Origin of the sequence: Halohasta litchfieldiae, from assembly GCF_002788215.1 — an archaeon.
Classification (GTDB): domain Archaea; phylum Halobacteriota; class Halobacteria; order Halobacteriales; family Haloferacaceae; genus Halohasta; species Halohasta litchfieldiae.
In genome coordinates, this window is the sequence record NZ_CP024845.1 from 917,766 (window position 1) to 944,237 (window position 26,472).

The window sequence follows — 26,472 nt, forward strand, 5'->3', positions numbered from 1 at the left end:
AAGATACGGCCAGCTACGCCCCCTCAGTCTTGTGATCTCGGCTTTCTTGTCCGTCCTCGTGAGCCGTCGACTCCGGGGCGGGTTCGGACGACAGATCTGATCGCTCAGCGCCGTCGATTTCCGCCGGCCGCTCGACGCCGTCAAGTCCCTCCGGTCGCTCGAAGCCGTCGGTTTCGACGGCTCGTAGCCGGTTTCGGTACTGTTCGGCCCGGAACCGATCCGAGAGCCGCGCGTTGGCCACGAGCGAAAACAGGAAGATACCGACGACCAGAAAGATGCCGCCAATCGCTGGCGCGACGAGGCCAATATCGGTGAGGAGCCACGCCCCGATCAGCCCAAGCCCACCGAGCAACTGCATCCCGGCGATGATCTGTATCATGAGATTTCCGAGTTCGCCGGTCTGTTCGGGTACGGCCTCCGGCGACGGGAGCTGGTAGCTCTCGGGCGGCTCGGGAATTTCGTACTCCTCCATCGAACACAGCGCGACCATCGGTTCGACATCTCGGAGAATCCCACCCTCGCCCTCAACAGTACCGTCGGGAGAGACCGTCACGTATCCCTCATCGGAGTACACCAGCAGGCGCTCGACACCGTCGACGGTCTCCCGTTCGAGCACGCCAAACACGTCCCGACTGGCGATCTTGTTTTTGAGATCCTTCTCAAGGCGGTCGAGCAGTTCCGGCCCGGTGATCCACGTCTCGGCGTCGAAGGCGGCCTCCCACTCCTCGGCGGTCATCTCGGCCATGTCAGCCGGCGAAAAGTTCTCGAAGTCGTATTTGGCGTCGACCTGCTCGCGGAGCGCGTCGAGCTCAGCGTCCGAGTCACGCACATCGTCCGAGCCCGCCTGCGACTCAGCGTCACCGTCTGCCTCTTGGCGCGTCTGATCGTCCGACGGGTCACTCATTGGTTCAAATAGTGGTCGGAAGCATTGTTAGGGTAGCGATTTTCGCACGCGACGTGGGACATTTGTGACGACGGGATGGAACGTCGTGGTTTTACGTCTCGGGTGGGAATACCGGGTAATGAGCCACGAAGCCTCTGACGAGCAGTATTCGGAGGGCGACCTCCGAAACACGGGGATGAACCTGAGACATGACCGCGAGTGGGATTACGAACTCGAACGAATCGTCGACGAAATCGAGGAACGAGACGCCACCAAGGTCGGCCTTCAGTTCCCCGAGGGCCTCAAGCGCCGCGGCCCGGCGGTCGCCGACGATCTCCGCGAAGTCGTCGACGACGATATCACGATCATGCTTTCGGGCCAGCCCTGCTACGGAGCCTGTGATCTCGATACGTTCCTGATGCGCCGCACGGACGTCTTTGTCCACTTCGGCCACTCGCCGATGAAGGAGTCGGACAAGATCATCTACGTGCCGCTGTTTTCGAACGTCGACCCTTTCCCGATCCTCGAAGACTCGCTGGACGAACTCGAAGATCCCGAAGACGATCCGGCGGTCGGTCTCGTCACGACCGCCCAGCATATGAACCGCTTCGACGAGATGGTCGACTGGCTCGAAGAGCGAGGGTATGAAGTCCATACGCGCAAGGGCGACGACCGCCTGACCTCCGAAGGACAGGTGTTAGGCTGTAACTACGCCTCTGCGGACATCGACGCCGAGCAGGTACTCTACGTCGGCGGCGGCAAGTTCCACCCGATGGGACTGGCCATGGAGTACCAGGAGAAAAATGTCGTCATTGCCGACCCCGTCAACAACGTCGTGACGATTGCCGATCCCGACAAGTTCCTCAAACAGCGATACGCTACGGTTCACAAGGCAATGGACGCCGAGAAGTGGGGCGTCATCTTCTGTACCAAAATTGGCCAAGGTCGCTGGGAGATCGCCGAGGAGATCCTCGACAACAACGAGAACGCCTACCTGATCACAATGGACGAGGTCACCCCCGACCGACTGCTGAACTTCGATATGGATGCGTTCGTCAACACCGGCTGTCCACGGATCACGACCGACGACGGCCCGCGGTTCAAAAAGCCGATGGTGACCCCCGGCGAGTACGAAATCGCAATGGGGAACAAACCGCTTGAGGATCTGGAGTTCGACACCTTCCACGGCACCTGGTAACGGCGCGGTCCGGTGGCGGCAGCACACAGCTAAATGCAGATGTTTTAGACGGTCGACAGTCAACATACGATAATGGTCGAAGACGTGACGATGGCGACGCTCACGGCACTGTCGGTGACCGCGAGTTTTCCCTTCTTCATCTACGGCGCGTGGATCATGCTCGACGCCGAGACGGTAACGTGGGACACCCTCATCTACCATCTCAAATTCATCGCGGTCGGCCTCACACTGACGACGGTGCCGATGGTCGGCTGGATGATGCCGCGGCTGTTCGATCAACTCGGTGGGTTGTCGGCACTCCACGCCTTCCTCGGCTTGCAGGCCTACGCACTGTTGGTTGTCGGTCTCACCGGTATCGTCCGTATTTTTCAGGCCAAGCGGAACGCTGATCTGTACAAAAATCCCGATCAGGACGTCGACCTCAACGACCTCCACGAAAACATGGGTGCGTGGCGCGCCCGACTCCGAGTCGGCGTCTTCGGTTATACGCTCTTTTGGCTTGCGGCGTGGGCGACCGGTCTCTATCGGTTCGTTATTCGGTACATAGTCGGCTGAGAGGAGTCGACAATCAGTGTTGACAGGAGCGAAGTGGCAGTTGCTCCCAGTAGATAACATATGACTCCATCAGATGACAGTTGATACCAGCAAATGATATTTGCTACCAGAATACGACAACTAATCCCACGCTTCGCCGGAGGCGAGGTCGACGTCGTTGTCGACTTTCGAAGATGGGCAGATATCTTCGAGCAGACAGTCAGAACAGTCGGGGTTGATGGCGGTACAGGTCTCTCGGCCGTGGGTGATCATCAGGTGTGTGTACCACTGCCAGTCGTCCTCAGGGACGACCCCCATTAGATCCTGCTCGATTGCCTCCGGGCGTTTCTCCTCGGTAATGCCGAGTCGACGGGAGATGCGCTGGACGTGGGTGTCGACGACGATTCCCTCGACGATCTGGTGGCCGTGCTGGAGGACGACGTTGGCAGTCTTGCGGCCGACGCCCTTGAGATCAGTCAACTCGTCCATCGTATCGGGGACCTCACCGTCGTGTTTCTCGATGAGCGTCGAAGCTGTCGACCGGATGTAGTCAGCCTTACTGTTGAAGTAGGTGATCGAGGAGATGTTGTCGGCAAGCTCGTCTTGCTCAACGGCAGCATACTCCTCGGGGCCGTCGTACTTTTCGAACAGCTCGGCGGTCACTTTGTTGACCCGCTCGTCGGTACATTGGGCCGACAGCATCACCGCAATCAGAAGTTCGAGTCGACTCGAAAAGTTCAGTGAGATCGTCGTGTCGGGGTAGGCGTCGTGGAGCCTGTCGATTACTTCGAGGGTCTGGTCGTGTCGAGTGTCGAGTGTGCTGCCCATACTGCCTGCTGGAGTGGGTGCCTGTTGAGTGGTTCGGAGTTGTGGCCGACAGCCGCCCACGGGCCAGCTTTGGGACAAATGAAACTGGTTGAAGTTTCAAAGCGGCAAGATTGACAGAGTTAACAGTTACTTATATGCTGTTGCCCGGTAGCTACCGTATGTTCGAGGACGTGCTGTCGCGGTCGACCATCCAAGAGCGGAAACGCGCCATCGTCAAAACGCTCTGTTATCGGTTCTTTATGATCGTGATTACAGTCGTCGTCGCGTGGGCTGTTGTGGGCAACGTTGGGGCTGCACTTAGCATTGGGCTCGTGTCGAACCTGCTCAAAACAGTGACTTACTACGTCTACGAGCGAACGTGGGACCACATCACGTGGGGTCTCACACAGCCGAACTGAGAGGCCACCGCTATCGGTGTCAAAAAGACGGAAAATCGAGGCGACTGGGCGTTAGGCGAAGGCCAAGGAGCTGCCAACGTCCTCGTCGTTGTCGAGTCGGATCTTCTCCCAAGCGTCGACGAAGTCCTGACGGTAGACCTCGGTTCGGTCGTCACGGATCGCAAACATCCCGGCCTCCGTACAGACGGCCTTGATGTCGGCACCCGAGGCGTCGACGGCTGTCTCGGCGAGTTCGTGGAAGTCGACGTCGTCGGAGACGTTCATGTTCCGGGTGTGGATCTTGAAGATGATCTCTCGACCGTCGGCTTCGGGTTTCGGCACCTCGATGAGGCGGTCGAACCGGCCCGGGCGAAGGATGGCCTCGTCGAGCATATCGAAGCGGTTGGTCGCGGCGATGATGCGGATATCACCACGCTCGTCGAAACCGTCCATCTCCGAGAGTAGCTGCATCATCGTTCGCTGGACCTCGGCATCGCCGGAGGTCTTCGAGTCGGTTCGCTTGGAGGCGATGGCGTCGATCTCGTCGATGAAGATCACCGCAGGCTCGTTCTCGCGGGCGACCTCGAAGAGGTCTCGGACGAGCTTCGCGCCCTCACCGATGAACTTGTGGACCAGCTCGGAGCCAGCCATCTTGATGAACGAGGCGTTGGTCTGGTTGGCGACCGCCTTGGCGAGCATCGTCTTGCCGGTTCCGGGTGGGCCGTAGAGCAGGACACCCGACGGTGGGTTGATGCCGACCTCTTCGAACATTTCTGGCCTATCGAGCGGCATCTCGACGGTCTCTCTGACCTCTTGGAGCTGGTCGTCGAGCCCGCCGATATCCTCATAGGTGACGTCGGGGCTGTGGTCGACCTGCATCACGCGGGCCCGCACGTCAGTTTCGTTGTCAAGTTGCTTGACGATAGACAGCGAGTTGTTAACCGCGACACGGGAGTCGGGTTCGAGATCCTCGCGCATCTCGGAGGTGACCTCGGTGAGGGCCTCCTGATTGTTGCCGTGCTGTTTGATGATGACGCCCTCGTCGGAGATCTCTTGGACGGTGGCGACGAACAGCGGCGACTGCTTGAGCTTCTTGTTCTCGTGGGTCAGTCGCTCTAATTTCTGTTTGTACTTGTTGTTCTCCGCGTTGGCGTCGAGTAGTTTGTCCCGCATCTCCTCGTTTTGGGACTCAATAACGCCAAGGCGTTCCTGCAGGGCCTCGATCTTGTCTTGTCGGGACGCCGTCTCCTCATAGGGTAGTTCGACGTCGTCCACGGTGTCAGTCATCGACGGCACTAAGGCGGTGATTAATAAGAGGTTTCGGGTCGTGGCCTGTGTCGCCACGCGTGATATATTAGAAATACATTTTCACAGCACATTCATCAGGAGTTACACCATGTCCAAAGGTAATAGCGCTTAATACCAAGTATTATCATACAGCATTCGAGACTAGGCGTATCCATGAGCACGCCAGAGACTGTTTCCGCCGACGAATCAGTGGACCGTTGGGCTGATGTCCGTGATCTGCCGCCGAGCGCAAAGCTCGTCGCAAAGGTATTAGAGTACAACGACACGCTCACCCAGAGCGAACTCGCCGACGAGACGCTTCTGCCGCCACGGACGGTGCGCTACGCACTGAGTCGACTCGAAGACGCCGACGTGGTCGACTCCCGGTTTTCCTTCTCCGATGCCCGCAAGCGGCTTTACAGTCTCAAAATATAGTTCGGTTTCTGCGTTCGATCTGCAGTACACTGACTCTATTTTCGGTCTGTTCGTAACACTCGATCAGCCACGGAACCGATATACCACACGAGCAACAACAGACGCCCAATGACACGGGTGATACACACCGGCGACACCCATATCGGCTACCAACAGTACCATTCGGCGGCGCGTCGACAGGACTTTCTGGACGCTTTCGAGGCGGTGATCGACGACGCTATCGAGATGGATGTCGCGGCGGTGATCCACGCCGGGGATCTGTTCCACGACCGCCGCCCCGAACTCCCCGACTTGCTGGGCACGCTCACCGCGCTCCGCCGCTTGGCAGAAGCCGACATCCCGTTTCTCGCGGTCGTCGGCAACCACGAGTCGACACGCGGCGGCCAGTGGTTGGATCTCTTCGAGCAAATGGGGCTGGCGACCCGTCTCGGTCCCGATCCAGTCGTGGTCGACTCGGTTGCGATCTATGGTCTCGACCACGTGCCCGTCTCCCGGCGTGAGGATCTGGACTACGAGTTCACACCACCGAGCGACGACACGTCCAAATCAATCCTCGTCAGCCACGGCCTCTTTACGCCGTTTGCCCACGCCAACTGGGAGACCGAAACCGTGCTCAAGGAATCAAATATCGAGTTCAACGCGGTCCTCCTCGGCGACAACCACGAGGCAGGCGTCGAACAGGTCGACGGGACGTGGGTGACCTACTGTGGGTCGACCGAGCGCGCAAGCGCGAGCGAACGCGATGGACGAGGATACAATGTCGTCGAGTTCGACGCTGAGATGGCCGGGACCGCAGGCGTCGACATCCGCCAACGCTCACTGTCGACACGCCCGTTCGTCTTCGTGAGCGTCGACCTCGCCGAAGGGGAAGGAAGCAGTCGTGTTCGCGAGCAAGTCCGCCAACACGAGCTCACGGATGCGGTAGTTAGTGTCGAACTACTCGGGGACGGCGAGCAGGTCACACCCGCAAGCATCGAGGAGTTCGCCCTCGACCGCGGCGCGCTGATCGCCCGCGTCACCGACCGCCGAGAGATCGAAACCGAAACCGAACTCTCGGTGAGTTTCGCCGATCCGGATGCGGCAGTCGACGAGAAGGTCCGCGACCTCGGGCTCTCGTCGACCGCCCTTGGCATCGACGAGACAGTACGAGCGAGCAAAATCGCCGACAGTAACGTCCGAAAGCAGGTCGAACAGCTCGTTGATGGTGCATTTGATGATGAGCCGACCGACGACGAGTCGACAGCAGACGAGCCAGCAGACGAGCAGCCCGAGACAGATACCGCCGAAGATCAGACCGACGGCTCGGATCCTGCCACCGACGGACAGCTCTCCTTGGAGGATCTCCAATGAGATTCACGCGACTCCGGCTCTCGAACTTCAAACCGTACGGTGACGTCGACGTCGGGTTTCGGGACGGCGTGACCGTGATCCATGGCCTCAATGGAAGCGGGAAATCCTCGCTGCTTGAGGCCTGTTTTTTCGCCCTCTATGGCTCGAAAGCCCTCCCCGGCACGCTCGGCGATATCATTCGGAACGGCGAAGACGACGCCTCGATTGAGCTGTGGTTCACCCACGAAGGCGTCGACTACAGTATCGAGCGGCAACTCCGCCGGAGTGGCGAGCGCGTCTCCACGAGCAAATGTGTGCTCGAAGGAGACGATGGGAGCGGTGAACCCATCTCTCGGGACGGCGCGCGTGCAGTCCGGAACTTCGTTACCGACTTGCTGCGGATGGATGCCGAGGCGTTCGTCAACTGCGCCTATGTCCGGCAGGGCGAGGTTAATAAACTGATTAACGCCACGCCTCAGCAGCGGCAAGATATGATCGACGACCTGCTCCAGTTGGGAATGCTCGAAACCTACCGCGACCGGGCCGGACAGGCGCGACTCGGTGTCGAGGACGTGTTGACTGCCGCCCGCGGTTCGCTGGAGACGATTACGGACCAAATCGAGGACAAGGAGTCACAGAACCTCCACAGTCGACTCAACGAGCGTGAAACCGACCGTACTGAGATTGAAGACAAAATCAGCCACTACGAAGACCAGCAGTCCGAGGCCGAGTCGACGCTCGAAGACGCCGAAGACGTGCTCTCGGAGTATGAAGACCATCAGGCCGAGATCGAAGAACTGGCGGCCGAAATAGAGGAAATGGAAGCCGAGATCAGCCGGGCGGCCTCGACCAAAGAGGATCTCGGCACCGAGCGTCGTGAGGCACGTCAAAAACGTGAGGAACTCGAATTAGATCTCACCGACCACGTCGCCGAGACTGAACTCGCGACGGCCTCAGCCGAGGCGATTGCTGACCGAAAAGCGACGGTAGTCGACCGCCAAGAAGAACTCGGCGAGGAGATCGCCGATCTCCGTGTGAAAGCCACCGGCTTCGAGAACCAAGCCGAGAATCTCGAAGCGACAGCCGACGATCTCGACACGCAGGCCGAAACGGCCGAAACGGCCGCAGAAGAGGCCGAATCGGAAGCAGAAGAAGCTGAAACAGCCGCCGAGGACGCCGAGACGAAACGCGACGAACTCGCCGACGAGCAGTCGACGCTCCGCGCTCGATTTGAGGGGACGTCGGTCGAAGTCGGCGAGGCGACTGCCCACCGCAAGCAACTGCAGGAGCGTCGACAGGAACTCGGCGAGCGGGTCGCCGAAACCAACGCCACTCTCGACAGCGTCCGTGAATCGCTGTCGGAAGCCGAGGAGCTACTGGCCGAGGGGAACTGCCCGACCTGTGGACAGCCAGTCGAAGACGCGCCGCACGTGACTGGGATCGACGAAAAGCGCGAGCGGATCGAAGCCCTCGAAGCAACGGCCGAGGAACGCCGGGAGAAACGGAGTGATGTCGACGATCAGCTGGCAACAGCAACCGAACTCGTGGAGGCCGAATCGAAACTCTCGGATCTCAACACCGAGCGCGAACGACTTGCCGACCGGATCGAAACCCACCGCGAGACGGCCAAGCAGAAGCGCGAAGCAGCCGAAGAGAAACGATCCGAAACCGAGACGAAGCGCGAGGAGGCTGCTGAACGGCGAGAGGCAGCCGAACAGAAACGTGAGGAGGCAGTCGACACCCGCGAGGAGATCGATGCCGCCACCGAGCGTCGTGCCGAGATAACCGAGGCAATCGAACGACTCGAAACGATCACTGAGATGCAAAGCGAGATCGACAAGCTCTCGACAACGATTGACCGACTTACCGAGCGACGCGAATCGTTGGCCGAGCGCAACGAGGAACGACGCAACTGGCTGGCCGACAAGCGTGACCAACGAGACGAACTCCGGGAAGCCTTCGACGAGTCGACTGTCGAGGACGCGCGTGCTGATAAGCAGCGGGCCGAAAACTACCTCGATAACGTCGGCGACGAGCTGGCTACGCTTCGAGCAAATCGGGATGAGCTACAGAACGCCATCGGCGGCATCAAAGCTGATATCAAACAGCTCGAAACCCTCCGCGAGGAACATAGCGAGATCGGCAACCGCGTCGACCGGCTCGAATCGGTCCACGAAGAAACAGAGCAGTTAGAAGCGATGTACGGCGAACTCCGAACCGAACTCCGGCGACGGAACGTCGAGAGCCTCGAACGAATGCTCAACGAAACGTTCGATCTCGTCTACGGCAACGACGCCTACTCCCACATCGAACTCGATGGCCAGTACGAACTGACGGTCTACCAGAAGGACGACCAACCGCTGGAGCCCGAACAGCTCTCGGGCGGCGAGCGCGCGCTGTTCAATCTGAGTCTTCGGTGTGCGATCTATCGACTTCTCGCCGAGGGGATCGAAGGATCGGCACCGACCCCACCCCTCATTCTGGATGAGCCAACGGTATTCCTCGATTCGGGCCACGTCGGTCGACTGGTCGACCTCGTCGAAGAGATGCGTGGCTTCGGCGTCCGGCAGATCCTCATCGTCAGTCATGACGACGAACTCGTGGGTGCGGCCGACGAACTGATTACGGTCGAAAAGAACCCGACGACCAATCAGTCGACAGTCAGCCAGACGGATGAGGCTGATCTCGCTATCCTCGGGCAGGTAGGCGACGACTAACTCTCTGTGGAAGGTGTCCGAAGTCGGTTCACTGCCGTCTCGGCGAGGTCGGTCGCGTCGTATCCCCGCTCACCGTGGCTGGTTGCCTCCTCGACCAGCCCAGCAGCCCGAAACTCTGTAAGTAGGCCGTGGAGGTCGCTCTCACAGAGGCCGTAGCCGTTGAGGAGTTCGATTGTCGAGCAGGGGCCTCGGTCGACCAACTCGACGAGGAGTCCCAACGAGCGGTCGTTGTGGGTTGCGGTCAGCAGCCGGCGCACCGAAGAGTCAATAGCCGCGGCGGCGGTGACGAGTGGTGACTCGCCGTCAAGCGATTCGAGTTGGCCGTTGTCGACGTACTGTTCGGTGCCCGTCTCGGGGTCTCGAACGAGGCTTGCGTCGCTAGACTGCTTCAGGAGCAGATAGCGGTTGCCGTCGACATCTGACACGGTTCGCATTCAGTAGGAAAGATGGGTTCGACGGAGTTATCGGTTGTGTCCCGACTCGGTCGCATCCGCTGATTCGTCTGAATCAGCGCTGTCGCGGTCGCGCTTGTATGATCGGTAGTGTTGGGAGACCCGGAACAACGTTAGCAAGCCAATTACAACAAGTCCACCACCGATCTGGAGTTGGCCACGAAAGACGGCGAGTAAGGCACCAACGCTGACAAGCAGCACACCGAGATTCGTGAGCAGAACACAGACAGAAAAGGTATTGAGCAGGTCGCCGTCGACATCCGACAGGTCGCGGCTGAGCTGTTCAGTATCGGGTTCTTCCGGCTCGGAGCTGGTGACCTCAGGAATTAGCCCCGATTCCTCGGGATCACCGAACGGCTGTTCGGCGTCGGCCCATCGGTCGACGAGGCTTTCGTCGTCATCCTCGATATCCGCTGAATCACCGGGCACACTCGGTAGTCGGTTACAGTGTGCAAAAGAATTCGCGTTTGGTCGCTAGCCACCGTATCTCCCCCAACTGCGGTGGCCAAGAGAGTAGTATTGGCGTCGGCTCAGGCGAGTTCGCTAAGCGTGACAGCCTCTGTCGTTTCAACCCAAGCAAGCGGGTTTTCTGCATCGTAGAAGACCACACCTCCATCTACCTCATACGACTCGACGGTCGCGATCCCATCTGGTTCGGATGCGTCCGCACGATCCCACTGCGTATCGTCTACGTGGGTGGACATAATCATTACATGGTAACGTTTGACACAGTATATACCTTGTTGTTGCGCTGATCGTTGCCACACCACACCCTATTTTTGTGTCCCCTCCGCTGAGGGGTCGAAAGGCCGGTCTTTTTATTTGGACGGCCCAAGCAGTCGCTATGACACAGCCGAAGCTCTCATCTTTCTCAGCTGCCGAAGCCGACGATGAGGAGGCCTCGGACGCCGCCGAAGCCGCCGCCGTCGTCGCGGGTAACGGTGGAGGCCGAGTGAGCGAGGTCGTCGACATCGAGGATGCACAGTTCCCTGATTCGACCGGGACAGTCGAACTGATGGTGACACAGGTCGACTACACCATCGAACGCAGTGGCCGCGAGGAGTACCCCGTAATCCACATTTTCGGTCGGCGCGCAGACGGTAGCCACGAACACGTCCAAGTCCTTGGCTTCGAGCCCTACTTCTACGTGCCAACGGACTCCCTCGAATCCCCACCCGAAGAAGCCTACGACGGACTCGTCGACAGTCGCGAGGTCGACGCCGACGGCGAATCGTTCGAAAGTATTCGTGGCGAGCGACTGACCAAAATCATCGGCCGAACACCCCGCGACGTAGGGCAGGTCCGCGATGAGTTCGACCACTACGAGGCCGACATTCTGTTTCCGAATCGGTTTTTGATCGACAAAGCGATCAACAGTGGCGTCCGGGTCTCCGAACGCCGTCTCGATAGCGGCTCGATTCAGGTCCCCCACACCGAGGTTGTCCCCGCCGAGGTCGACACCGACCTGCGGGTCAATATCTTCGATATCGAGGTCTACGACAAGAACGGATTTCCCGAAGACGGCGAGGAGCCAATCCTCTGTCTGACGAGCTACGATTCGTTCGACGATGAGTACGTGGCATGGCTCTACGAAGCTCCCGAGGGTGACGGAGAGATTCCCGAAGAACTCCCGAACTACGAGCCATACAAGGACGGACTCTCGGTCGACATCCGCAGCTACGACTCCGAAGAGGCGATGCTGGATGCCTTTATTAGTTATATCGAGACTACTGACCCAGACATTCTTACTGGCTGGAACTTCGAGGATTTCGACGCACCATACTTCCTAGATCGACTCGAAGAATTGGATGATGGCACCGACCACGACCTGTCTATCGACCGGCTCTCCCGCGTGAATGAGGTCTGGCGATCCGGCTGGGGTGGTCCCGACATCAAAGGCCGGGTCGTCTTCGACCTGCTGTATGGCTACAAACGAACCCAGTTCACCGAACTCGATTCGTATCGACTCGATGCAGTCGGTGAGACAGAACTCGATATCGGCAAGGAGCGGTATGCTGGTGACATCGGCGATCTCTGGACGGACGATCCGACGCGACTCCTCGAATACAACCTTCGAGATGTCGAACTCTGTGTCGAGATCGACGCCAAGCAGGGCCTCATTTCCTTCTGGGACGAGGTCCGCAAGTTCGTCGGCTGTAAGATCGAAGACGCCCCAACGCCGGGGGATGCAGTCGACCAGTACGTCCTTCACAAGGCCTACGGCAAGTTCGCGCTCCCAACCAAGGGCAAACAGGAGTCCGAGGACTTCGAGGGCGGGGCTGTTTTCGATCCGATTACCGGCGTCAAAGAAAACGTCACCGTGCTCGACTTGAAGTCACTCTACCCGATGTGTATGGTGACGATCAACGCAGGCCCAGAGACCAAGGTCGACGAGGATTTCGAGGGCGAAACCTACCGTGCGCCCAATGGGAGTCGGTTCCGCAAGCAGCCCGACGGGATCATGCGGGAGATGGTCGACGAACTGTTGACCGAACGAGAAGAAAAGAAGAAACTCCGCAACGAGCACAGTCCTGATAGCTCCGAATACGCCATTTACGACACCCAGCAGGCCGCTGTGAAGGTTATCATGAACTCGCTCTACGGCGTTACGGGGTGGGATCGGTTTCGACTCTACGACAAGGAGGGCGCAGCCGCGGTCACCGCCACAGGTCGAGAAGTGATCGATTTCACCGCAACGGCGGCCAACGAACTCGATTACGAGATCGCATACGGAGATACGGACTCGGTAATGCTCGAACTCGGACAAGACATCGAGAAGGCCGACGCTATCGACCAATCCTTCGAGATCGAGGAGTACATCAACGGCCGGTATGACGACTTCGCGCGCGAAGAACTCAACGCAGACAACCATCGATTTCAGATCGAGTTTGAGAAGCTCTACCGGCGGTTCTTCCAAGCCGGTCGCAAGAAGCGATACGCGGGTCACATTATCTGGAAAGAGGGCAAGGACGTCGACGACATCGACATCACCGGCTTCGAGTACAAGCGCTCGGATATCGCCCCGATCACCAAACGCGTCCAAAAAGACGTTATCGAGACGATTGTCACTGGCGAGGAGATCGACGACGATCTCGAAGAAGTCAGAACCTATCTGACAACTGTTATCGAGGAGTTCCTGAACGATGATCGGAGCGTCGACGAGATCGGGATTCCGGGCGGGATCGGCAAGCGACTCGACGCCTACGAGACACCGACGGCCCAAGTTCGTGGGGCACAGTACGCCAACCTCATGTTGGGCACCAATTTCGACCGCGGTTCGAAACCCAAGCGACTGTATCTGGAGAATGTTCATCCCTCCTTCTTCCGACGGATGGAAGACGAGAACGGGCTCGATCCACAGCGCGACCCCCTCTACGGCGAGTTCAAACGGGATCCGGATGTGATCTGCTTCGAGTATGCCGACCAACTCCCCGAAGAGTTCGAAGTCGACCTTGAAAAAATGCTTGACAAAACCCTCAAAGGGCCAATTTCACGCGTAATCGAGGCGCTCGACATGTCGTGGGAAGAGATTAAAACGGGTCAAACCCAGACCGGACTCGAACAATACTGGTAGGAATCACATCACTATACGCCCGGTCTTTTTCGATTAAGAAATTTTTCTTTCCCCATTAGCAGATTTCGGGGGGTGAATGCGTAACCATTATGTGCGTAACCTCCCACGTAACTCATACGAGGCAACGAATCAACAATGGCAACACTTGAAATCAAAAACGTACACGCAGAAGTCGCAGAAGAGGATGGAGAGACGATTCTTCGGGGCGTCGACCTCGAAGTCAACTCGAACGAGATCCACGCGCTGATGGGTCCCAACGGCTCCGGGAAGTCGACGCTGGCCAAAATCATCGCCGGCCATCCCGCCTATCGCGTCACCGACGGCGAGATCCTCCTTCACCTCGACGACGAGGACGTCGAAGACATCGATGAGGATCTCGACGACGACGATCTCACGTGGAATCTTCTCGAACTGGAGCCGAACGAGCGCGCCGCGCTCGGTATCTTCCTCGGCTTCCAGTACCCCGCTGAGATCGAAGGCGTCACCATGACCAGCTTCCTCCGACAGGCGCTCAACGCCAAAGCCGAGGAACGCGAGGAACTGTTCGAGGACGAAGACGAAGAGGCAGCCGACGAAGAAGACGAAGGCTACGACACCTCGCCGATGGAAGGTCCCGCCGACGATGGCGCGGTCAGCGTCGCCGAGTTCCAGCAGATCCTCTCGGAGAAGATGGAGCTGCTCGACATGGACGAGAAGTTCATGCACCGTTATCTCAACGCCGGCTTCTCCGGCGGCGAGAAAAAGCAGAACGAGGTCCTCCAGGCCGCACTCCTCGAACCCTGTGTTGCGGTCCTCGACGAGATCGACTCCGGGCTCGACATCGACCGCCTGCAGGACGTCTCGAAAGGCATCAACGCCCTTCGCGACGAACAGGGCACTGGTGTCCTCCAGATCACCCACTACCAGCGAATCCTCGACTACGTCGAACCCGACCACGTCCACGTCATGCTCGACGGCAAGATCGCCAAAAGCGGCGGTGCCGAGCTGGCCGAGAAACTCGAAGACAAGGGCTACGACTGGGTCCGCGAGGACGTCTACGAGACCGCGTAACCAGAGCCGTTTACGCACAGCACTATAAGCAACCAACACCAAACACCATACATGAGTTCCGAAGAACACATCAAACAGACAGACACTGAGTCCCGGTTCGAGTTCAAGAAGGAGGAAGCATCCGCCTTCAAGAGCGAAAAGGGGCTGACCGAGGAGACCGTCCGGGTCATCTCGGAAGACAAAGACGAGCCAGAGTGGATGCTCCAGAGCCGCCTTCGCGCCCTCGAGCATTTCCAGAACATGCCAATGCCGACCAACTGGCCCGAGATCCCGGACCTCTCGGAGGTCGATGTCAGCGAGATTGTTCCGTATATCCGACCTGACATCGACGTCCGCGGCGGCGTCGACGACTGGACGGACCTGCCGGACGACATCAAGGACACTTTCGACAAGCTCGGCATCCCAGAAGCCGAAAAGAACGCCCTCTCGGGCGTTGGTGCCCAGTACGAGTCCGAAATCGTCTACCAGAACATGCAGGAGCAGTGGGAGGAAAAAGGCGTGATCTTCTGTGACATGGACAAGGCAGTCCGTGACCACGAAGAGATCGTCCGCGAGCACTTCATGAACAAGTGCGTCCCACCGAGCGACAACAAGTTTGCCGCGCTTCACGGCGCGATCTGGTCGGGCGGCTCGTTCGTCTACGTTCCAGAAGACACGACGGTCGACATGCCGATTCAGGCCTACTTCCGAATGAACTCGGAAGGCATGGGCCAGTTCGAACACACGCTCATCATCGCTGAGGAGGGCTCCGAGGTTCACTACATCGAGGGCTGTTCAGCCCCGAAATACTCCGAGTTCAACCTCCACTCGGGCGGCGTCGAGGTCTTCGTCGGCGAAGACGCTCACGTTCAGTATTCGACCGTCCAGAACTGGTCGAAGAGTACCTACAACCTCAACACCAAGCGCGCCATCGTCGAGAAGAACGGCCGCATGGAGTGGATTTCGGGCTCGATGGGCTCGAAGGCCACGATGCTCTACCCGGCGTCGATCCTCAAGGGTCGCGGCGCGTCGGACAACCACATCACCATCGCCTTCGCGGGCGAGGGCCAGAACATCGACACCGGTGCAAAGGTCTACCACAACGCTCCCGAGACGAAGTCGACAGTCGAGTCGAAATCGATCTCGAAAGACGGTGGCCGGACCAACTACCGTGGACTGGTCCACATCGCAGACGGCGCTCACGACTCCTCGACCGCAGTCGAGTGTGACGCGCTGATGTTCGACAACGAGTCGACCTCCGATACGATGCCGTATATGGAGATCAACGAGTCCCGAGTCGACGTCGCCCACGAGGCCACCGTCGGTAAGATCGGCGACGAGGACATCTTCTACCTCCAGAGCCGGGGTCTCGACGACGACGACGCCAAGCAGATGATCGTCTCGGGCTTCATCGAGCCACTGACCGAAGAACTGCCAATCGAGTACGCGGTCGAACTCAACCGCCTCGTGGAACTCGAAATGGAGGGCTCGCTCGGATGAGCGTGCAGGTACCAGCAACCATCTCCGAGGAAACGGTCCGAGAGATCTCCGAGAAGCGCAACGAGCCCGAGTGGCTCCTCGAACAGCGTCTCGCAGCACTCGACGCGCTCGACGATCTCGAACTCCCGGACGTCATCAAGACGCCGGGTCGACGCTGGACGGATCTCGAAAGCCTCGACTTCGAAGCGCTGGTCGACCCCCTCGACCAGTCCGACGAAACCGAGCGCGTCGAAGCCGAGGGCGCAACCGTGCTCTCGTTTGTCGACGCACTTGCCGAGCACGAAGAGCTCGTCCGCGAGCATTTCGGCTCGATTGTCGACCCCGAAGAGAACTATCTGACCGCACTGTCGGCAGCCCTGTTCACGACCGGCACGGTCGTCTACGTCCCAGAGGGCGTCGAGGCCGAAGATATCACAATCCGCGCGGAAATGAACTCCCGGTCGCTGTTCAGCCAGACGCTGGTCATCACCGAGAAATCCGCTTCCGCGACGATCCTAGAGTCGATTGAATCAGGCGAGGATGTCGAGGGAGACCGCTACTTCAGCAATATCGTCGAAGTCGTGGCCGGCGAGAACAGCTACGTCCAGTTCGGTTCGCTCCAGAACCTCGATCAGGAGACCTACCACGTCACGCTCAAGCGTGCGGTGACAGACACCTACGCCAACGCCAACTGGATCGAGGGCAACATCGGCTCACGGCTCACCCGCTCGGACGTCGAAACGCAGCTCGAGGGCGACGGCTCGGAGACGAAGATCGTCGGTGCGTTCTTCGGCCACGAAGACCAGCACCTCGACGTCAACGCCCGAGTCTGGCACCGTGCCGAACACACGACCGCTGACCTCGTCACCCGTGGTGTACTCGACGATGTCGCACGCTCGGTGTACGAGGGTGTCCAGGACGTCGGCGAAGGCGCATGGAACACGAGTTCCTACCAGCGTGAGAACACGCTGATGCTGTCGGATGATTCGGAAGCCGACGCCTCGCCAAAGCTGATCATCAAGAACCACGACACCGAAGCCAGCCACTCGGCGACTGTGGGGCAGGTCGACCAGGAGGACTTGCTGTATATGACCTCCCGATCTATCGACCCCAACACGGCCCGCAACATGCTCGTTGAGGGCTTCTTCGTGCCGGTGTTCGAAGAGATCGACGTCGAAGACTTCCGCGATGATCTCTCGGACCTCATCATCGCACGGCTCGACTGAGGCGCTGCTCGACCCGCCGTTCTGCTGTTCTACCGTTTTATAAAAGATTGGTGAGCGATTGCTACCGCGTCGACTACTCGTCGTCGTCCTGGGCCCAGCCCATCGACCGGTCGACGGCGTCGTGCCAGCGCTCGAACTCTTTGCTGTAGTCGGCATCCTCGTTGGGTTCGAACTCGCGGTCGACCTGCCAGTTCTTACGGAGTTCGTCGACCGTCTCCCAGTAGCCGACCGCGAGACCGGCGGCGTAGGCAGAACCGAGTGCTGTGGTCTCGTCGACTACCGGCCGGACGATGTTCGTGTCGACGATATCGGCCTGGAGCTGACAGAGGAAGTTGTTTTTGACCGCGCCGCCGTCGACACGGAGGTCCGCGAGGTCGATATCCGCGTCTTCGACCATCGCCTCGGCGACGTCTTTGGTCTGGTAGGCGATTGCCTCAAGCGTCGCACGCACGACGTGGGCTGGTCGGGTGCCACGGGTCATCCCGACGATGGTGCCGCGTGCGCGCTGATCCCAGTGTGGAGCCCCGAGACCGGTGAATGCGGGAACGAGATAAACGCCGTCAGTCGAATCGACACTCCGAGCAACGCTTTCGGACTCCATTGCGTCGTCGATCAACGTCATGTCTTCGAGCCACTCGATTGCTGCGCCGGTGATGAAGATCGCGCCTTCGAGGGCGTACTGGACCGGCTCACCGGAGCGCTGGAAGCCCACGGTGGTAAGCAGGCCGTGGTCGCTCATCACGGCCTCGTTGCCGGTGTTCATCAGCATGAACGAGCCGGTGCCGTAGGTGTTTTTGGCGTCTCCAGAATCAAAGCAGGTCTGGCCGAAGAGGGCGGCCTGCTGGTCGCCGAGGGCACCCGCAACGGGCACTTCGGCACCGAGGAAGCCGCCAGCGTCGGTCGACCCGTAGGTCTCGTCGTCCGAGGAGGGTCGCACTTCGGGCAGCGTCTCGGCAGGGACGTTGAACTCGTCGAGGAGTTCTTGGTCCCAGTCCATGTCGTGGATGTTGAACAGCATCGTCCGGGAGGCGTTCGAGACGTCGGTGATGTGGTTGCCGGTGAGGTTGTAGATCACCCACGTGTCCATCGTCCCGAACATGAGATCGCCAGCCTCGGCGCGTTCCCGAACGTCCTGCGGGCGGGCGCGCTGGAGTTTGATCGGATCAGTGTTGTCCAGCAGCCATTCGGCTTTGGTCGCCGAAAAGTAGGCGTCGGGTTCGAGCCCGGTCTTCTGTTGGACCATGTCGGCTTTCCCCTCGTCTTCGAGAGTTTCGATCCGGTCTGTGGTCCGGCGATCCTGCCAGACGATGGCGTTGGCGATTGGCGCACCGGTTTCGGCATCCCACAGCAGCGTCGTCTCACGCTGGTTGGTGACACCGATTGCCTCGAGCTGCTCTGGGTCGAGGCCACCCTTGTCGAGGGCGGTGTTCATGACGCTTTTCGTGTTCTCCCAAACCTCCATCGCGTCGTGTTCGACCCACCCGGGCTCTGGATAGATCTGTTCGTGTTTCTCGTAGGCGCTCGCTACAACGTTACCGCCATGGTCGAAGACCATGAACCGTGTCCCTGTGGTCCCTTGGTCGACGGAACCAACATATGTATCAGTTGCCATATTTATCACTAAGCTGTGGAGGTAGTGAATGACGTACTGTTCGCTGAGGACAGCCTAGAACTCCTGAACAGTGAGTAATCACTACCTGATCCACGAGTAGTAATCATTGATTCATACAATAAGTATTATCATTGTACTGATAATTTTTATAAAATCTCGGTATAGTCAATCGAATACGGCAAGCGTTCGCTCTCCCACTGTAGAGGCGAAATCCCGCTGAAGAAGTTGCCCAGCGAGTTACGGGCCGAGATCCCGAGAACGAGTCCGATCACACCCGTAGAGGCCAACAGCGGTTCGACAGCCCGGAGACGGCAAACATTACTCGCTGATTTCGGAGTCGGAGGGACTACTCGACGACTTCGAGTGTCGTGTTGAGACTGCCAGTGAGTTCGGCTTCGAGATCAGGGTAGAGGCCGAACAGCTGGCCGAGTCGACGTCGAATTCGCCCGCGTTTGGTTTTGCCGACGATCACGCGGTCGGCCGTTTGTCTGGCGGCCTCGTCGACGATGGCTTCTTCGAGGACGTACCCCTGCCGGACGATGTAGTGGGCCCGGATGTCACTGAACTCGGCTTCGACGGCCGTCTGGAGCTCCTGTCGGGTGAGTGAATCACCGTTTTGGAGGAGTGAAACGTGGAGGACGATCAGCGAATCCGTGTCATCGGACACATAATCAAGCCCACGGGTGATCGTCCGATGGCTGTCTTCGGTGAGCGGGTACCGGACCGAAACGAGCGTGGTTGTCACGACCGATAGTAGTTCGGCTGGTATATTTATATTGCTCTTACAAAATCGGATTTGATACGCAGAAATTCACCGACTGAGCGACCGCCTTTGGAGTAGGATCTACTCACGACTGCCAAAACGAGCGTGTGAACAACACGAGTACCGGGATGATCTCGATCCGACCGATCCACATGATGGCTACCATCGCGGCTTTGGTCGACATCGAAAACACGTCGTAAGTGCCGTAGGGACCGGCCGCGCCGAAGGCGGGACCGATGTTGAGGAACGTCGACGCGGCCGCACCCAGCGCGTCAAACTCGCTGAAGCCAAGAGCGATGTCATAGAGACCGGTCCGTGCGCCATTGACCACGATCAGTACCGTCACGAAGAAGACGCCGACGACGGCGATCAGCGTGTAGGAGTAGATGTCTCGGATCGTGTCCTCGTCGACTGTGGTCCCGCTGAGTCGGATCGGCCGGATCGCCTCGGGATGAATCACCGTAAACAGATCCCGACGGAACGCCTTGAACACCACCAGCCAGCGGAGCGATTTGATCGAACAGGTCGTCGACCCCGCCATCCCGCCGAGGAACATACACATGAACAGCAGATGTTTGGCGAACGGCGACCAGAGATCGAAATTCGCGTTGGCGTAACCCGTTGTCGTAATGATCGAGACGACGTTGAACACCGACTGCCGAAACGTTTCGGGAAAGCCGGTCCCAGTCGGGTTTTCTTTGAGCAAGAGAATCGAAACGATCAGCCCCGAAAAGACGAGGACAGTGCCGAGATAGAACCGGAACTCTTCGCTGTTGCGGAGTCGCTCTATGTTCCCTTTGAGAACGAAATAGATGAGCACGAAGCTGGTCGACCCCAGAAACATCACGACGATGAGTACCCAGTGAACGATTGGGGCAAAGGCCTCGATGCTGAGTGGCTCCGTGGAGAACCCGGCCGTCGACACACTCGTGAAGGCGTGGGCGACCGCGTTGTACAGATGCATATTCGGTGCGAGGCCACCGAGATACAGCCCGTACAGAACTGCAATCGTCGCGACGGTGAAGCCGAGATACAGTTTGCCGATGAGGCGGGCCGTGTCTTCGATACGGGGGGTGAGCTTGTCGACGCTGTCGTACTGGGTTTCGGTCTCCATCAGCCGTGCACCACCGACAGACAGCTGCGAGAGGATAGCTGTCGCAAGAATCAGGATTCCGAGCCCGCCGAGCCACTGCGTGAGCTGTCGCCACATCATGATCGACCGACTGTGAATATCGAACTCCCGAAGGACAGTTGCGCCCGTTGTCGTGATCCCACTCATCGCCTCGAAGGCTGCGTTAATCGGATGGGCAATCGTCCCACGTCCGGCAACGACAAACGGAATCGCACACAGGAGTCCGACAAACAGCCACGTCAGCGAGACCATCAGCAGTGCCTCCCGTGGACCAAGGCGGTCGTCGCCATCGAGCTGTTCAAGCAGCCAGCCGAACAGTACAGTCACACCCATCGTGACCAAAAACGGTGCAACTGGCTCGCTGTAGTAGAGCGCCACCAGCAGCGGAAAACACAGCGGGACAGCCAGCCATTTGACGATAGTACCAGTCAAATTGAGACTGTACCGCCACGAAACCCGAATGCTCATTTAGGTATGTATCTGTTACTGTCTGTGCTGCCAATTAAAGCCGACTATCACCGACGGCTAGGTTACTCCCAGTCGTCGTAGGTCGGCCGGGTGAGGTTGCCGGGGAAGTCGTCTATCGGTGCGGTCGTCTGGTCGCCGGTTGCCATCTCCTTGAGCGTGATCTCGCCGTTTTCGAGGTCGCGCTCGCCGACGATAACGACCGTCTCGGCGTTGATCGAGTCCGCATAGCTCATTTGTGCGCCGAAGCTCCGATCCGAGACGTCGCTTTCGACCACGTGGCCCAACTCGCGGAGTTCCCGGGCCACAGCGGCGGCGACTGCGCGGGTGTCGCCAACCGACAGCACGTAGTAATCGGTCGACGGAGCCTCCTCGGGCCAGACACCGGCCCGCTCACAGAGCAACTGCAGGGTGGCGTGGCCGGGGGCGACGCCGACTGCGGGGGTTGGCTGGCCACCGAAGCTCTCGATGAGGTCGTCGTAGCGGCCGCCGCCGAACACGGAGCGGGAGACCTCGCCCGTCGAGTCGAAACACTCGAAGACGACACCCGTGTAGTAGTCCAGCCCACGGGCAGTCTCAAGGGAGACCTCGCAGTACTCGCGTGCGCCGAAGTCCTCGGCCGCATCGAGGACGGCCTGCAAGTTCGAGACAGCGTCGGTAACCCGGTCGGTTTCGGCGAAGGCAACCAGATCGTCGAGGTCGTCAGTGCCGAGTAGATCGTCAAAGGTTTCGGCCTGATCGTACCGGAGCCCGGCCTCGTTTAACAGATCGTAATATTCGGCGTCCTCGATTTTGTCCGATTTGTCGACCGCCCGAATCGCGGCCTCGGTGTCGACGTCGGCGTCGAACGCCTCCAAGAGTCCGCCCAGAATATCGCGGTGAGAGACTCGGAACTCGAAGTCATCGCGGGTCAGTCCCAGATCTGTCAGGGCGTCGGCTGCAAAGGCGAGGATCTCGGCGTCTGCGGTGGGTTCACTGGAGCCGAAGATGTCGACGTTAGTCTGATAGAACTCCCGAAAGCGACCCTGTTGGACCTGCTCGTAGCGCCAAAAGGGTCGCGTCGAGCGCCATTTGATCGGCTTCGACAGCGCCTGACTTTTCGCGACGACCATCCGGGCGACCGTCGGCGTCAGTTCGGGCGTCAGCGTCACCTCGCGGCCACCTTGGTCGGTGAAGTTGTACAGCTGGTCGACGATCTCGTCGCCGGATTTGTCCGTGTACAGCTCGGTTGCCTCTAGGGTCGGGGTCCCGATTTCACGGAAGCCGTAGCGGGCTGCCGCATCCTCGACAGTGTCGATGACCTCCCGGCGGGCGGTCATCTCGTCGGGGTAAAAATCACGAAACCCTTTGAGTCGGTCGTACATGGGGATGGGTTTGCGGAGGCCGCGCTTGAAACCTGTCTTTTGTCGTTTGGCAGCCGTCCAGTCGACAGCACTACCACGGTTTGTGTCGGCGTAGGATGTCACTAGCAGAGAGTAGTGACTGCCAAACCGGGTGACAAGTGGCTGTATAACGATATGCAATTCTGCAGATCTGAACAGTAGACAGCGGTCGGTCAGCCAGTCGACCGACCGTCCCCCCCATCTATGACAGACCTCTCCGTTCGTACCTTCCTCCAGACGGAACTCCAGCGGCTCCGAGAGTGGCTCACAGAGACACCGGACTCCCTTGATGCTGTCGACACCATCGCCACAGTTGGCGATTATATCGAACCCTACAGCATCCCCAGTCGACTCCCTGACGGCTGGCACGTCGAGTGCGACATGGTCCAGTTTGGCGACGAATCGCTCGCGGAGGTCGTTCGGCTCACCGACAGCGGCGACGGCTACCGGATCACGCTTAAACCGGTCGACGTAGCGGCTCCGACCGACCGAATCGAGCTGTATACGCGTCGCTCACCGTTCGATAGCCGCCAACATCGGACCACCGTTGGCTCGCTGACCGAGGCGATCACAGCCGCTGCGGAGATCGCAGCCACCCATCAGGAGAGAGGCCGAGAGTCAGCCGCCACTCGATAGAAAGACCGTCGAGAGGGTGTCATAGAAAGCGTCACACACGAAGACGCAGGATGTTGGAACTGTGTCTACGAGCGCCAGCATCCTGCAAGAGGAGACTTCTATCGACGAGTTCTTCAATGTAATGGCGACCGAGACGCTCGCGTTGTTCGAGCATCTTGAGTTCGACTTTCTCGAAGAATTCGATGTGTTCGCCCCCGCTCGCCGGGGGCGAACACGAGATCATCACCCACCAGCACTCTTCCGAGCGTTCCTGCACTGCTACTACAAGAACGTCTACGGCATCCGTCCAGTCACGCGAGAACTCCAGAACACGGTCGTCTGGCTCAGCTGTGGCTTCGATCGACCGCCGTCGAGAGACGCGGTCGATCGCTTCCTCACCGACCTCGAACACGTCGTCGACGAGGTCTTCGACCGCCTCGTCGAGCAGGCCGCCTGCCGCGGCCTGCTCGACTTGACCTACTCCATCGATTCCACCGACGTGAGGACGATGCCCGCCGACCAAGACGCGTCGAAAGGCTACGATCCAACCGCCGAAGAGTACTACCACGGCTACGGCTGTACGATCGTCTCGACCGGGCAAAAGATCCCGATTGCCGCGGAGTTCACCGAGAGCAAGCAAGCGCCAGAGGAGACGGCGATGCGCGTCACGTGTGACGCGCTCGCCGTCGAGAAACCGATCTGGATGCTTGGAGACAGCGCCTACGACACGCTCGGCTGGCACGACCACCTGCTGGCCGCAGGGGTCGTGCCAGTCGCTCCGTACAACGCACGAAACACCGACGATCCGAAAGACATCGAGTACAGGGTCGAAGCCCGCATCGACGAACACAGCGAGGACGTTCAGCTGAAGCAATCGACGCTAGACGAGACGTACAACCGCCGGAGTGGAGTCGAACGAACCAACGACGCCGTCAAGGACTGCGGCCTCGGGCACGTTCGCGCCCGAGGCCGCGTCCACGCACGAGCACAAGTGTTCCTCGCGCTGTGCCTTCGTCTCGTTATTGCGATCACCAACGACGAACGCGGAGACAATCCAGGAAGCACCGTCATCACGCTATGAGAACTATTCTATGACACCCTCAGACCGTCGACAGAACACAGGGAATAAACTACTAGTTAAATCGCAATCAGCGTCACACCGATAACGGCGAGCACTGCGGCCACGACTCGCATACCGAAATACTGCTCCTTGAGGAGTACACCACCGAGAATAACCGCAACGATTGCTTGGGCGTTGATGATTGGAGAAGCAATACTCGCCGGAACGAGCGAGAACGCCAGTGTCGTAATATACTCACCGACGGCGACAAAGCCTCCAGCGACGACGAACTGTGGGAGATCCGAGCGGATAGTCGATGGAGGAGACCGGAGAACCGAGGGAAGCAGGACGACGATCACGCCGCCGAACAACAGTGGTACCCACAGTGTCGTCGGAATCGCAAGCTCCTGGAGTCCAACCCGTTTACCGACATCGCTCACCGCAAAAAACACGGCACTCAGTAGCGCGAGCTGTGCAGCCCGCGAACTGGCCGCCCGCCGGAGCGGTTCGAGCAGCGATCCCCCCTGAAAATTGGCGACGTAGACGGCTACCGTAGCGATGAACACGCCAATGATTTGCAGCGGTGTTAGAAACTGCCCAAGGAAAAGTACCTCAATTGGGAGGACGAAGACAGGGACGACCTTGTTGATCGGCGCAACGTACGATACATCACCAATCGCTAGCGCCCGCAGAAAAGCGACGTTCGCCCCAGCAATCGTGACGACTGTCAGTGCGAGCACGCCCACGTCGTCTGCGCCGAAGCCAACAAGTGCGTCTGCTGCGTCACCGAAGCCGAACGAGACGCCGAGAATTGGTAGATACCAGCCCAGTGCGAACGCATTTACTAAAACCGTCAGCGTCGAGGCCGTATACCCCCGAAACGCCCGTTTGAGATAGAAGAGATACAGGCCCCAGACGACTGCAGCAACGACTGCATAGCCGATACCCCGTTCCATTATAAAAATTAATTACTACAGTAGTTATTAATTATTCGATTAAATAGGCAAACAATTAGATAGCTGTCACACGGGGTTGGAGCACGAATCGACCGTTAATCTGTCTCTACCACTATATTACAGTCCAACTACCGCGTTACTGCGTAGTGCTACGGATCACGTCGACCGTGGACATAGGTCTGCTCGTGGGCAGGAAACACCTCGGCGACTGCCTCAATACCGTGGCGGTCAGTCAACAGCGTTCGGAGTTCGTCCTCGTAGTCGGCCTTTTCGACCTCCTCGCTTGGTCCGACCTCGACCTCGAAGATGGCCTCGACGAGCTGGTCGACCGCGTGGCGACCGAACCCCGAGAGGGGCGCAATGTAGTCGACGTCATACCGATCCTCGATGCTCTGGGCAGTGGCCCGCGAAACGTTCGGCACACGGTCATCTCGTCGGGTGCCGTCGGCGATGGCCGCCACATCGAGTGCGGCAACGGTTTCGAGCGCGTGATCGTGGACCTGTTGAATCCCGTTTCGGGGATAGCCGTCCTCGGCCATTCGGTCGACGGCCTCCTTGGCGATCGTCGGATCGAGGTCGACGGTCTCGAACGGGAAACCGAGGGCCTCGGCGGCGCTCCGGGCGTGTTGCCAGTCGTCGGTGAGCCCGAAGGTGGCGGTCACAAGCGTGAGGTCGTAAAACTCATCGAGAACAAGCGCGGCAAGCGAGGAGTCTTTGCCGCCACTGTACAGCAACGCGAGCTCCATTGGGTTATCGCCGCTGAATATCGAAGGATTTCGATTCGGGCTGGAGCTCCTTGAGGAGGGCCTTCATCTGGTCTTCATCGATTCGGTCCTGAATCCGGCCGCTCTGGGCTAAGGCGACGATCTGCTGTTCGACCTTCTCAGCGAACTGTGGTTTCGACATCTGGACGGCGTTGAGTCGCTGGCGGGCCCCATCAGTGAGATGCTGTTTCAACATCGCCTCCTTCTGGGCTTCGGCCTGCTGTTGGGCGGCCTCTTGGGCCTCCTGGTCCTGTGGCGATCCGCCCTGCTTGCGCTGTTCGAGCTCTTTGCGCTTCTGTTCGCGTAGCTCTTCGAGCCGGTCGTCGTCAGGGCTGTTGCTCATACCTACGTGTTTCCGTGCAGTCCCAAAAACGG

25 protein-coding genes are annotated in these 26,472 nt (G+C 59.1%); 12 read left to right on the forward strand and 13 right to left on the reverse strand.

Features of this window, described 5'->3' with window-relative positions; genetic code table 11:
• Nucleotides 1-13: 13 nt before the first annotated feature.
• On the reverse strand, nt 14-904 hold the full coding sequence (locus tag HALTADL_RS04710) for a DUF7319 domain-containing protein (protein ID WP_089671620.1): 891 nt from the start codon (nt 902-904) through the stop codon (nt 14-16).
• A gap of 118 nt (nt 905-1,022) precedes the next feature.
• Between HALTADL_RS04710 and dph2 the strand changes: the two genes are divergently transcribed.
• Nucleotides 1,023-2,081, forward strand: coding sequence for a diphthamide biosynthesis enzyme Dph2 (dph2, locus tag HALTADL_RS04715; protein ID WP_089671619.1), 1,059 nt, complete (start codon nt 1,023-1,025; stop codon nt 2,079-2,081).
• Between the two features lie 72 nt (nt 2,082-2,153).
• On the forward strand, nt 2,154-2,636 hold the full coding sequence (locus HALTADL_RS04720; RefSeq protein ID WP_089671618.1) for a DUF7321 family protein: 483 nt from the start codon (nt 2,154-2,156) through the stop codon (nt 2,634-2,636).
• A 120-nt stretch (nt 2,637-2,756) separates the two neighbouring features.
• Here HALTADL_RS04720 and nth read toward each other — a convergent pair whose 3' ends face one another.
• Nucleotides 2,757-3,443, reverse strand: coding sequence for an endonuclease III (gene nth, locus HALTADL_RS04725; RefSeq protein ID WP_089671617.1), 687 nt, complete (start codon nt 3,441-3,443; stop codon nt 2,757-2,759).
• Nucleotides 3,444-3,601: 158 nt separating this feature from the next.
• On the opposite strand from nth, the gene HALTADL_RS04730 reads away from it, so the two are divergent.
• Nucleotides 3,602-3,841 carry a DUF2061 domain-containing protein gene (locus tag HALTADL_RS04730; protein WP_089671752.1) on the forward strand — a complete coding sequence of 80 codons (240 nt, stop codon included), beginning with the start codon at nt 3,602-3,604 and terminating at the stop codon, nt 3,839-3,841.
• Between the two features lie 51 nt (nt 3,842-3,892).
• On the opposite strand, the gene pan1 is transcribed toward HALTADL_RS04730, so the two are convergent.
• Nucleotides 3,893-5,107, reverse strand: a complete 1,215-nt coding sequence (gene pan1, locus HALTADL_RS04735; protein WP_089671616.1) for a proteasome-activating nucleotidase Pan1 — start codon at nt 5,105-5,107, stop codon at nt 3,893-3,895.
• Between the two features lie 174 nt (nt 5,108-5,281).
• Here pan1 and HALTADL_RS04740 point away from each other — a divergent pair, with 174 nt between their 5' ends.
• The 3 genes from HALTADL_RS04740 to rad50 all read left to right on the forward strand — a co-directional run bounded on the left by HALTADL_RS04740 (nt 5,282) and on the right by rad50 (nt 9,588).
• Nucleotides 5,282-5,542 carry a MarR family transcriptional regulator gene (locus tag HALTADL_RS04740; RefSeq protein WP_089671615.1) on the forward strand — a complete coding sequence of 87 codons (261 nt, stop codon included), beginning with the start codon at nt 5,282-5,284 and terminating at the stop codon, nt 5,540-5,542.
• A gap of 108 nt (nt 5,543-5,650) precedes the next feature.
• A complete protein-coding gene (gene mre11 / locus HALTADL_RS04745; RefSeq protein WP_089671614.1) occupies nt 5,651-6,892 on the forward strand; it encodes a DNA double-strand break repair protein Mre11 in 1,242 nt (413 codons plus the stop codon).
• Entirely contained in the window at nt 6,889-9,588 is a 2,700-nt protein-coding gene (gene rad50, locus HALTADL_RS04750; RefSeq protein WP_089671613.1) for a DNA double-strand break repair ATPase Rad50, read from the forward strand. Before mre11 ends, rad50 begins: the two co-directional genes overlap by 4 nt.
• On the opposite strand, the gene HALTADL_RS04755 is transcribed toward rad50, so the two are convergent.
• The 3 genes from HALTADL_RS04755 to HALTADL_RS04765 form a co-directional block, all read right to left on the reverse strand.
• On the reverse strand, nt 9,585-10,022 hold the full coding sequence (locus HALTADL_RS04755; RefSeq protein ID WP_089671612.1) for a DUF7346 family protein: 438 nt from the start codon (nt 10,020-10,022) through the stop codon (nt 9,585-9,587). The genes rad50 and HALTADL_RS04755 overlap by 4 nt on opposite strands.
• 27 nt (nt 10,023-10,049) lie before the next feature.
• Nucleotides 10,050-10,469, reverse strand: coding sequence for a DUF7322 domain-containing protein (locus HALTADL_RS04760; protein ID WP_089671611.1), 420 nt, complete (start codon nt 10,467-10,469; stop codon nt 10,050-10,052).
• A 101-nt stretch (nt 10,470-10,570) separates the two neighbouring features.
• Entirely contained in the window at nt 10,571-10,744 is a 174-nt protein-coding gene (locus tag HALTADL_RS04765) for a DUF7331 family protein (RefSeq protein WP_177171912.1), read from the reverse strand.
• 140 nt (nt 10,745-10,884) lie between these two features.
• Here HALTADL_RS04765 and HALTADL_RS04770 point away from each other — a divergent pair, with 140 nt between their 5' ends.
• From HALTADL_RS04770 to sufD, 4 genes are all read left to right on the forward strand, one after another.
• Entirely contained in the window at nt 10,885-13,614 is a 2,730-nt protein-coding gene (locus HALTADL_RS04770; RefSeq protein WP_089671609.1) for a DNA-directed DNA polymerase, read from the forward strand.
• Between the two features lie 135 nt (nt 13,615-13,749).
• Entirely contained in the window at nt 13,750-14,664 is a 915-nt protein-coding gene (locus HALTADL_RS04775; protein ID WP_089671608.1) for an ABC transporter ATP-binding protein, read from the forward strand.
• A 51-nt stretch (nt 14,665-14,715) separates the two neighbouring features.
• Entirely contained in the window at nt 14,716-16,143 is a 1,428-nt protein-coding gene (gene sufB, locus HALTADL_RS04780; RefSeq protein WP_089671607.1) for a Fe-S cluster assembly protein SufB, read from the forward strand.
• Entirely contained in the window at nt 16,140-17,348 is a 1,209-nt protein-coding gene (gene sufD / locus HALTADL_RS04785; protein ID WP_089671606.1) for a Fe-S cluster assembly protein SufD, read from the forward strand. The genes sufB and sufD overlap by 4 nt, the downstream gene beginning before the upstream one ends.
• A 73-nt stretch (nt 17,349-17,421) precedes the next feature.
• On the opposite strand, the gene glpK is transcribed toward sufD, so the two are convergent.
• From glpK to hisS, 4 genes are all read right to left on the reverse strand, one after another.
• Complete coding sequence (gene glpK / locus HALTADL_RS04790) at nt 17,422-18,960, reverse strand: glycerol kinase GlpK (protein WP_089671605.1); 1,539 nt, start codon at nt 18,958-18,960, stop codon at nt 17,422-17,424.
• Nucleotides 18,961-19,306: 346 nt separating this feature from the next.
• Nucleotides 19,307-19,705 carry a universal stress protein gene (locus tag HALTADL_RS04795; protein ID WP_089671604.1) on the reverse strand — a complete coding sequence of 133 codons (399 nt, stop codon included), beginning with the start codon at nt 19,703-19,705 and terminating at the stop codon, nt 19,307-19,309.
• 103 nt (nt 19,706-19,808) lie between these two features.
• Nucleotides 19,809-21,323 (reverse strand): TrkH family potassium uptake protein, encoded by a 1,515-nt coding sequence (locus HALTADL_RS04800; RefSeq protein ID WP_089671603.1) that lies wholly within the window; start codon nt 21,321-21,323, stop codon nt 19,809-19,811.
• A gap of 62 nt (nt 21,324-21,385) precedes the next feature.
• Nucleotides 21,386-22,684, reverse strand: a complete 1,299-nt coding sequence (hisS, locus tag HALTADL_RS04805) for a histidine--tRNA ligase (RefSeq protein ID WP_089671602.1) — start codon at nt 22,682-22,684, stop codon at nt 21,386-21,388.
• A gap of 222 nt (nt 22,685-22,906) precedes the next feature.
• Here hisS and HALTADL_RS04810 point away from each other — a divergent pair, with 222 nt between their 5' ends.
• Complete coding sequence (locus HALTADL_RS04810; RefSeq protein ID WP_089671601.1) at nt 22,907-23,338, forward strand: hypothetical protein; 432 nt, start codon at nt 22,907-22,909, stop codon at nt 23,336-23,338.
• 121 nt (nt 23,339-23,459) lie between these two features.
• Nucleotides 23,460-24,398 carry a transposase gene (locus HALTADL_RS04815; RefSeq protein ID WP_015911568.1) on the forward strand — a complete coding sequence of 313 codons (939 nt, stop codon included), beginning with the start codon at nt 23,460-23,462 and terminating at the stop codon, nt 24,396-24,398.
• Nucleotides 24,399-24,454: 56 nt separating this feature from the next.
• On the opposite strand, the gene HALTADL_RS04820 is transcribed toward HALTADL_RS04815, so the two are convergent.
• From HALTADL_RS04820 to HALTADL_RS04830, 3 genes are all read right to left on the reverse strand, one after another.
• Entirely contained in the window at nt 24,455-25,333 is an 879-nt protein-coding gene (locus tag HALTADL_RS04820; protein ID WP_089673310.1) for a DMT family transporter, read from the reverse strand.
• Nucleotides 25,334-25,482: 149 nt separating this feature from the next.
• Entirely contained in the window at nt 25,483-26,079 is a 597-nt protein-coding gene (locus HALTADL_RS04825; protein ID WP_089673311.1) for a DUF7411 family protein, read from the reverse strand.
• 4 nt (nt 26,080-26,083) lie between these two features.
• On the reverse strand, nt 26,084-26,440 hold the full coding sequence (locus HALTADL_RS04830) for a DNA-binding protein (RefSeq protein ID WP_089673312.1): 357 nt from the start codon (nt 26,438-26,440) through the stop codon (nt 26,084-26,086).
• Between the last annotated feature and the right edge of the window lie 32 nt (nt 26,441-26,472).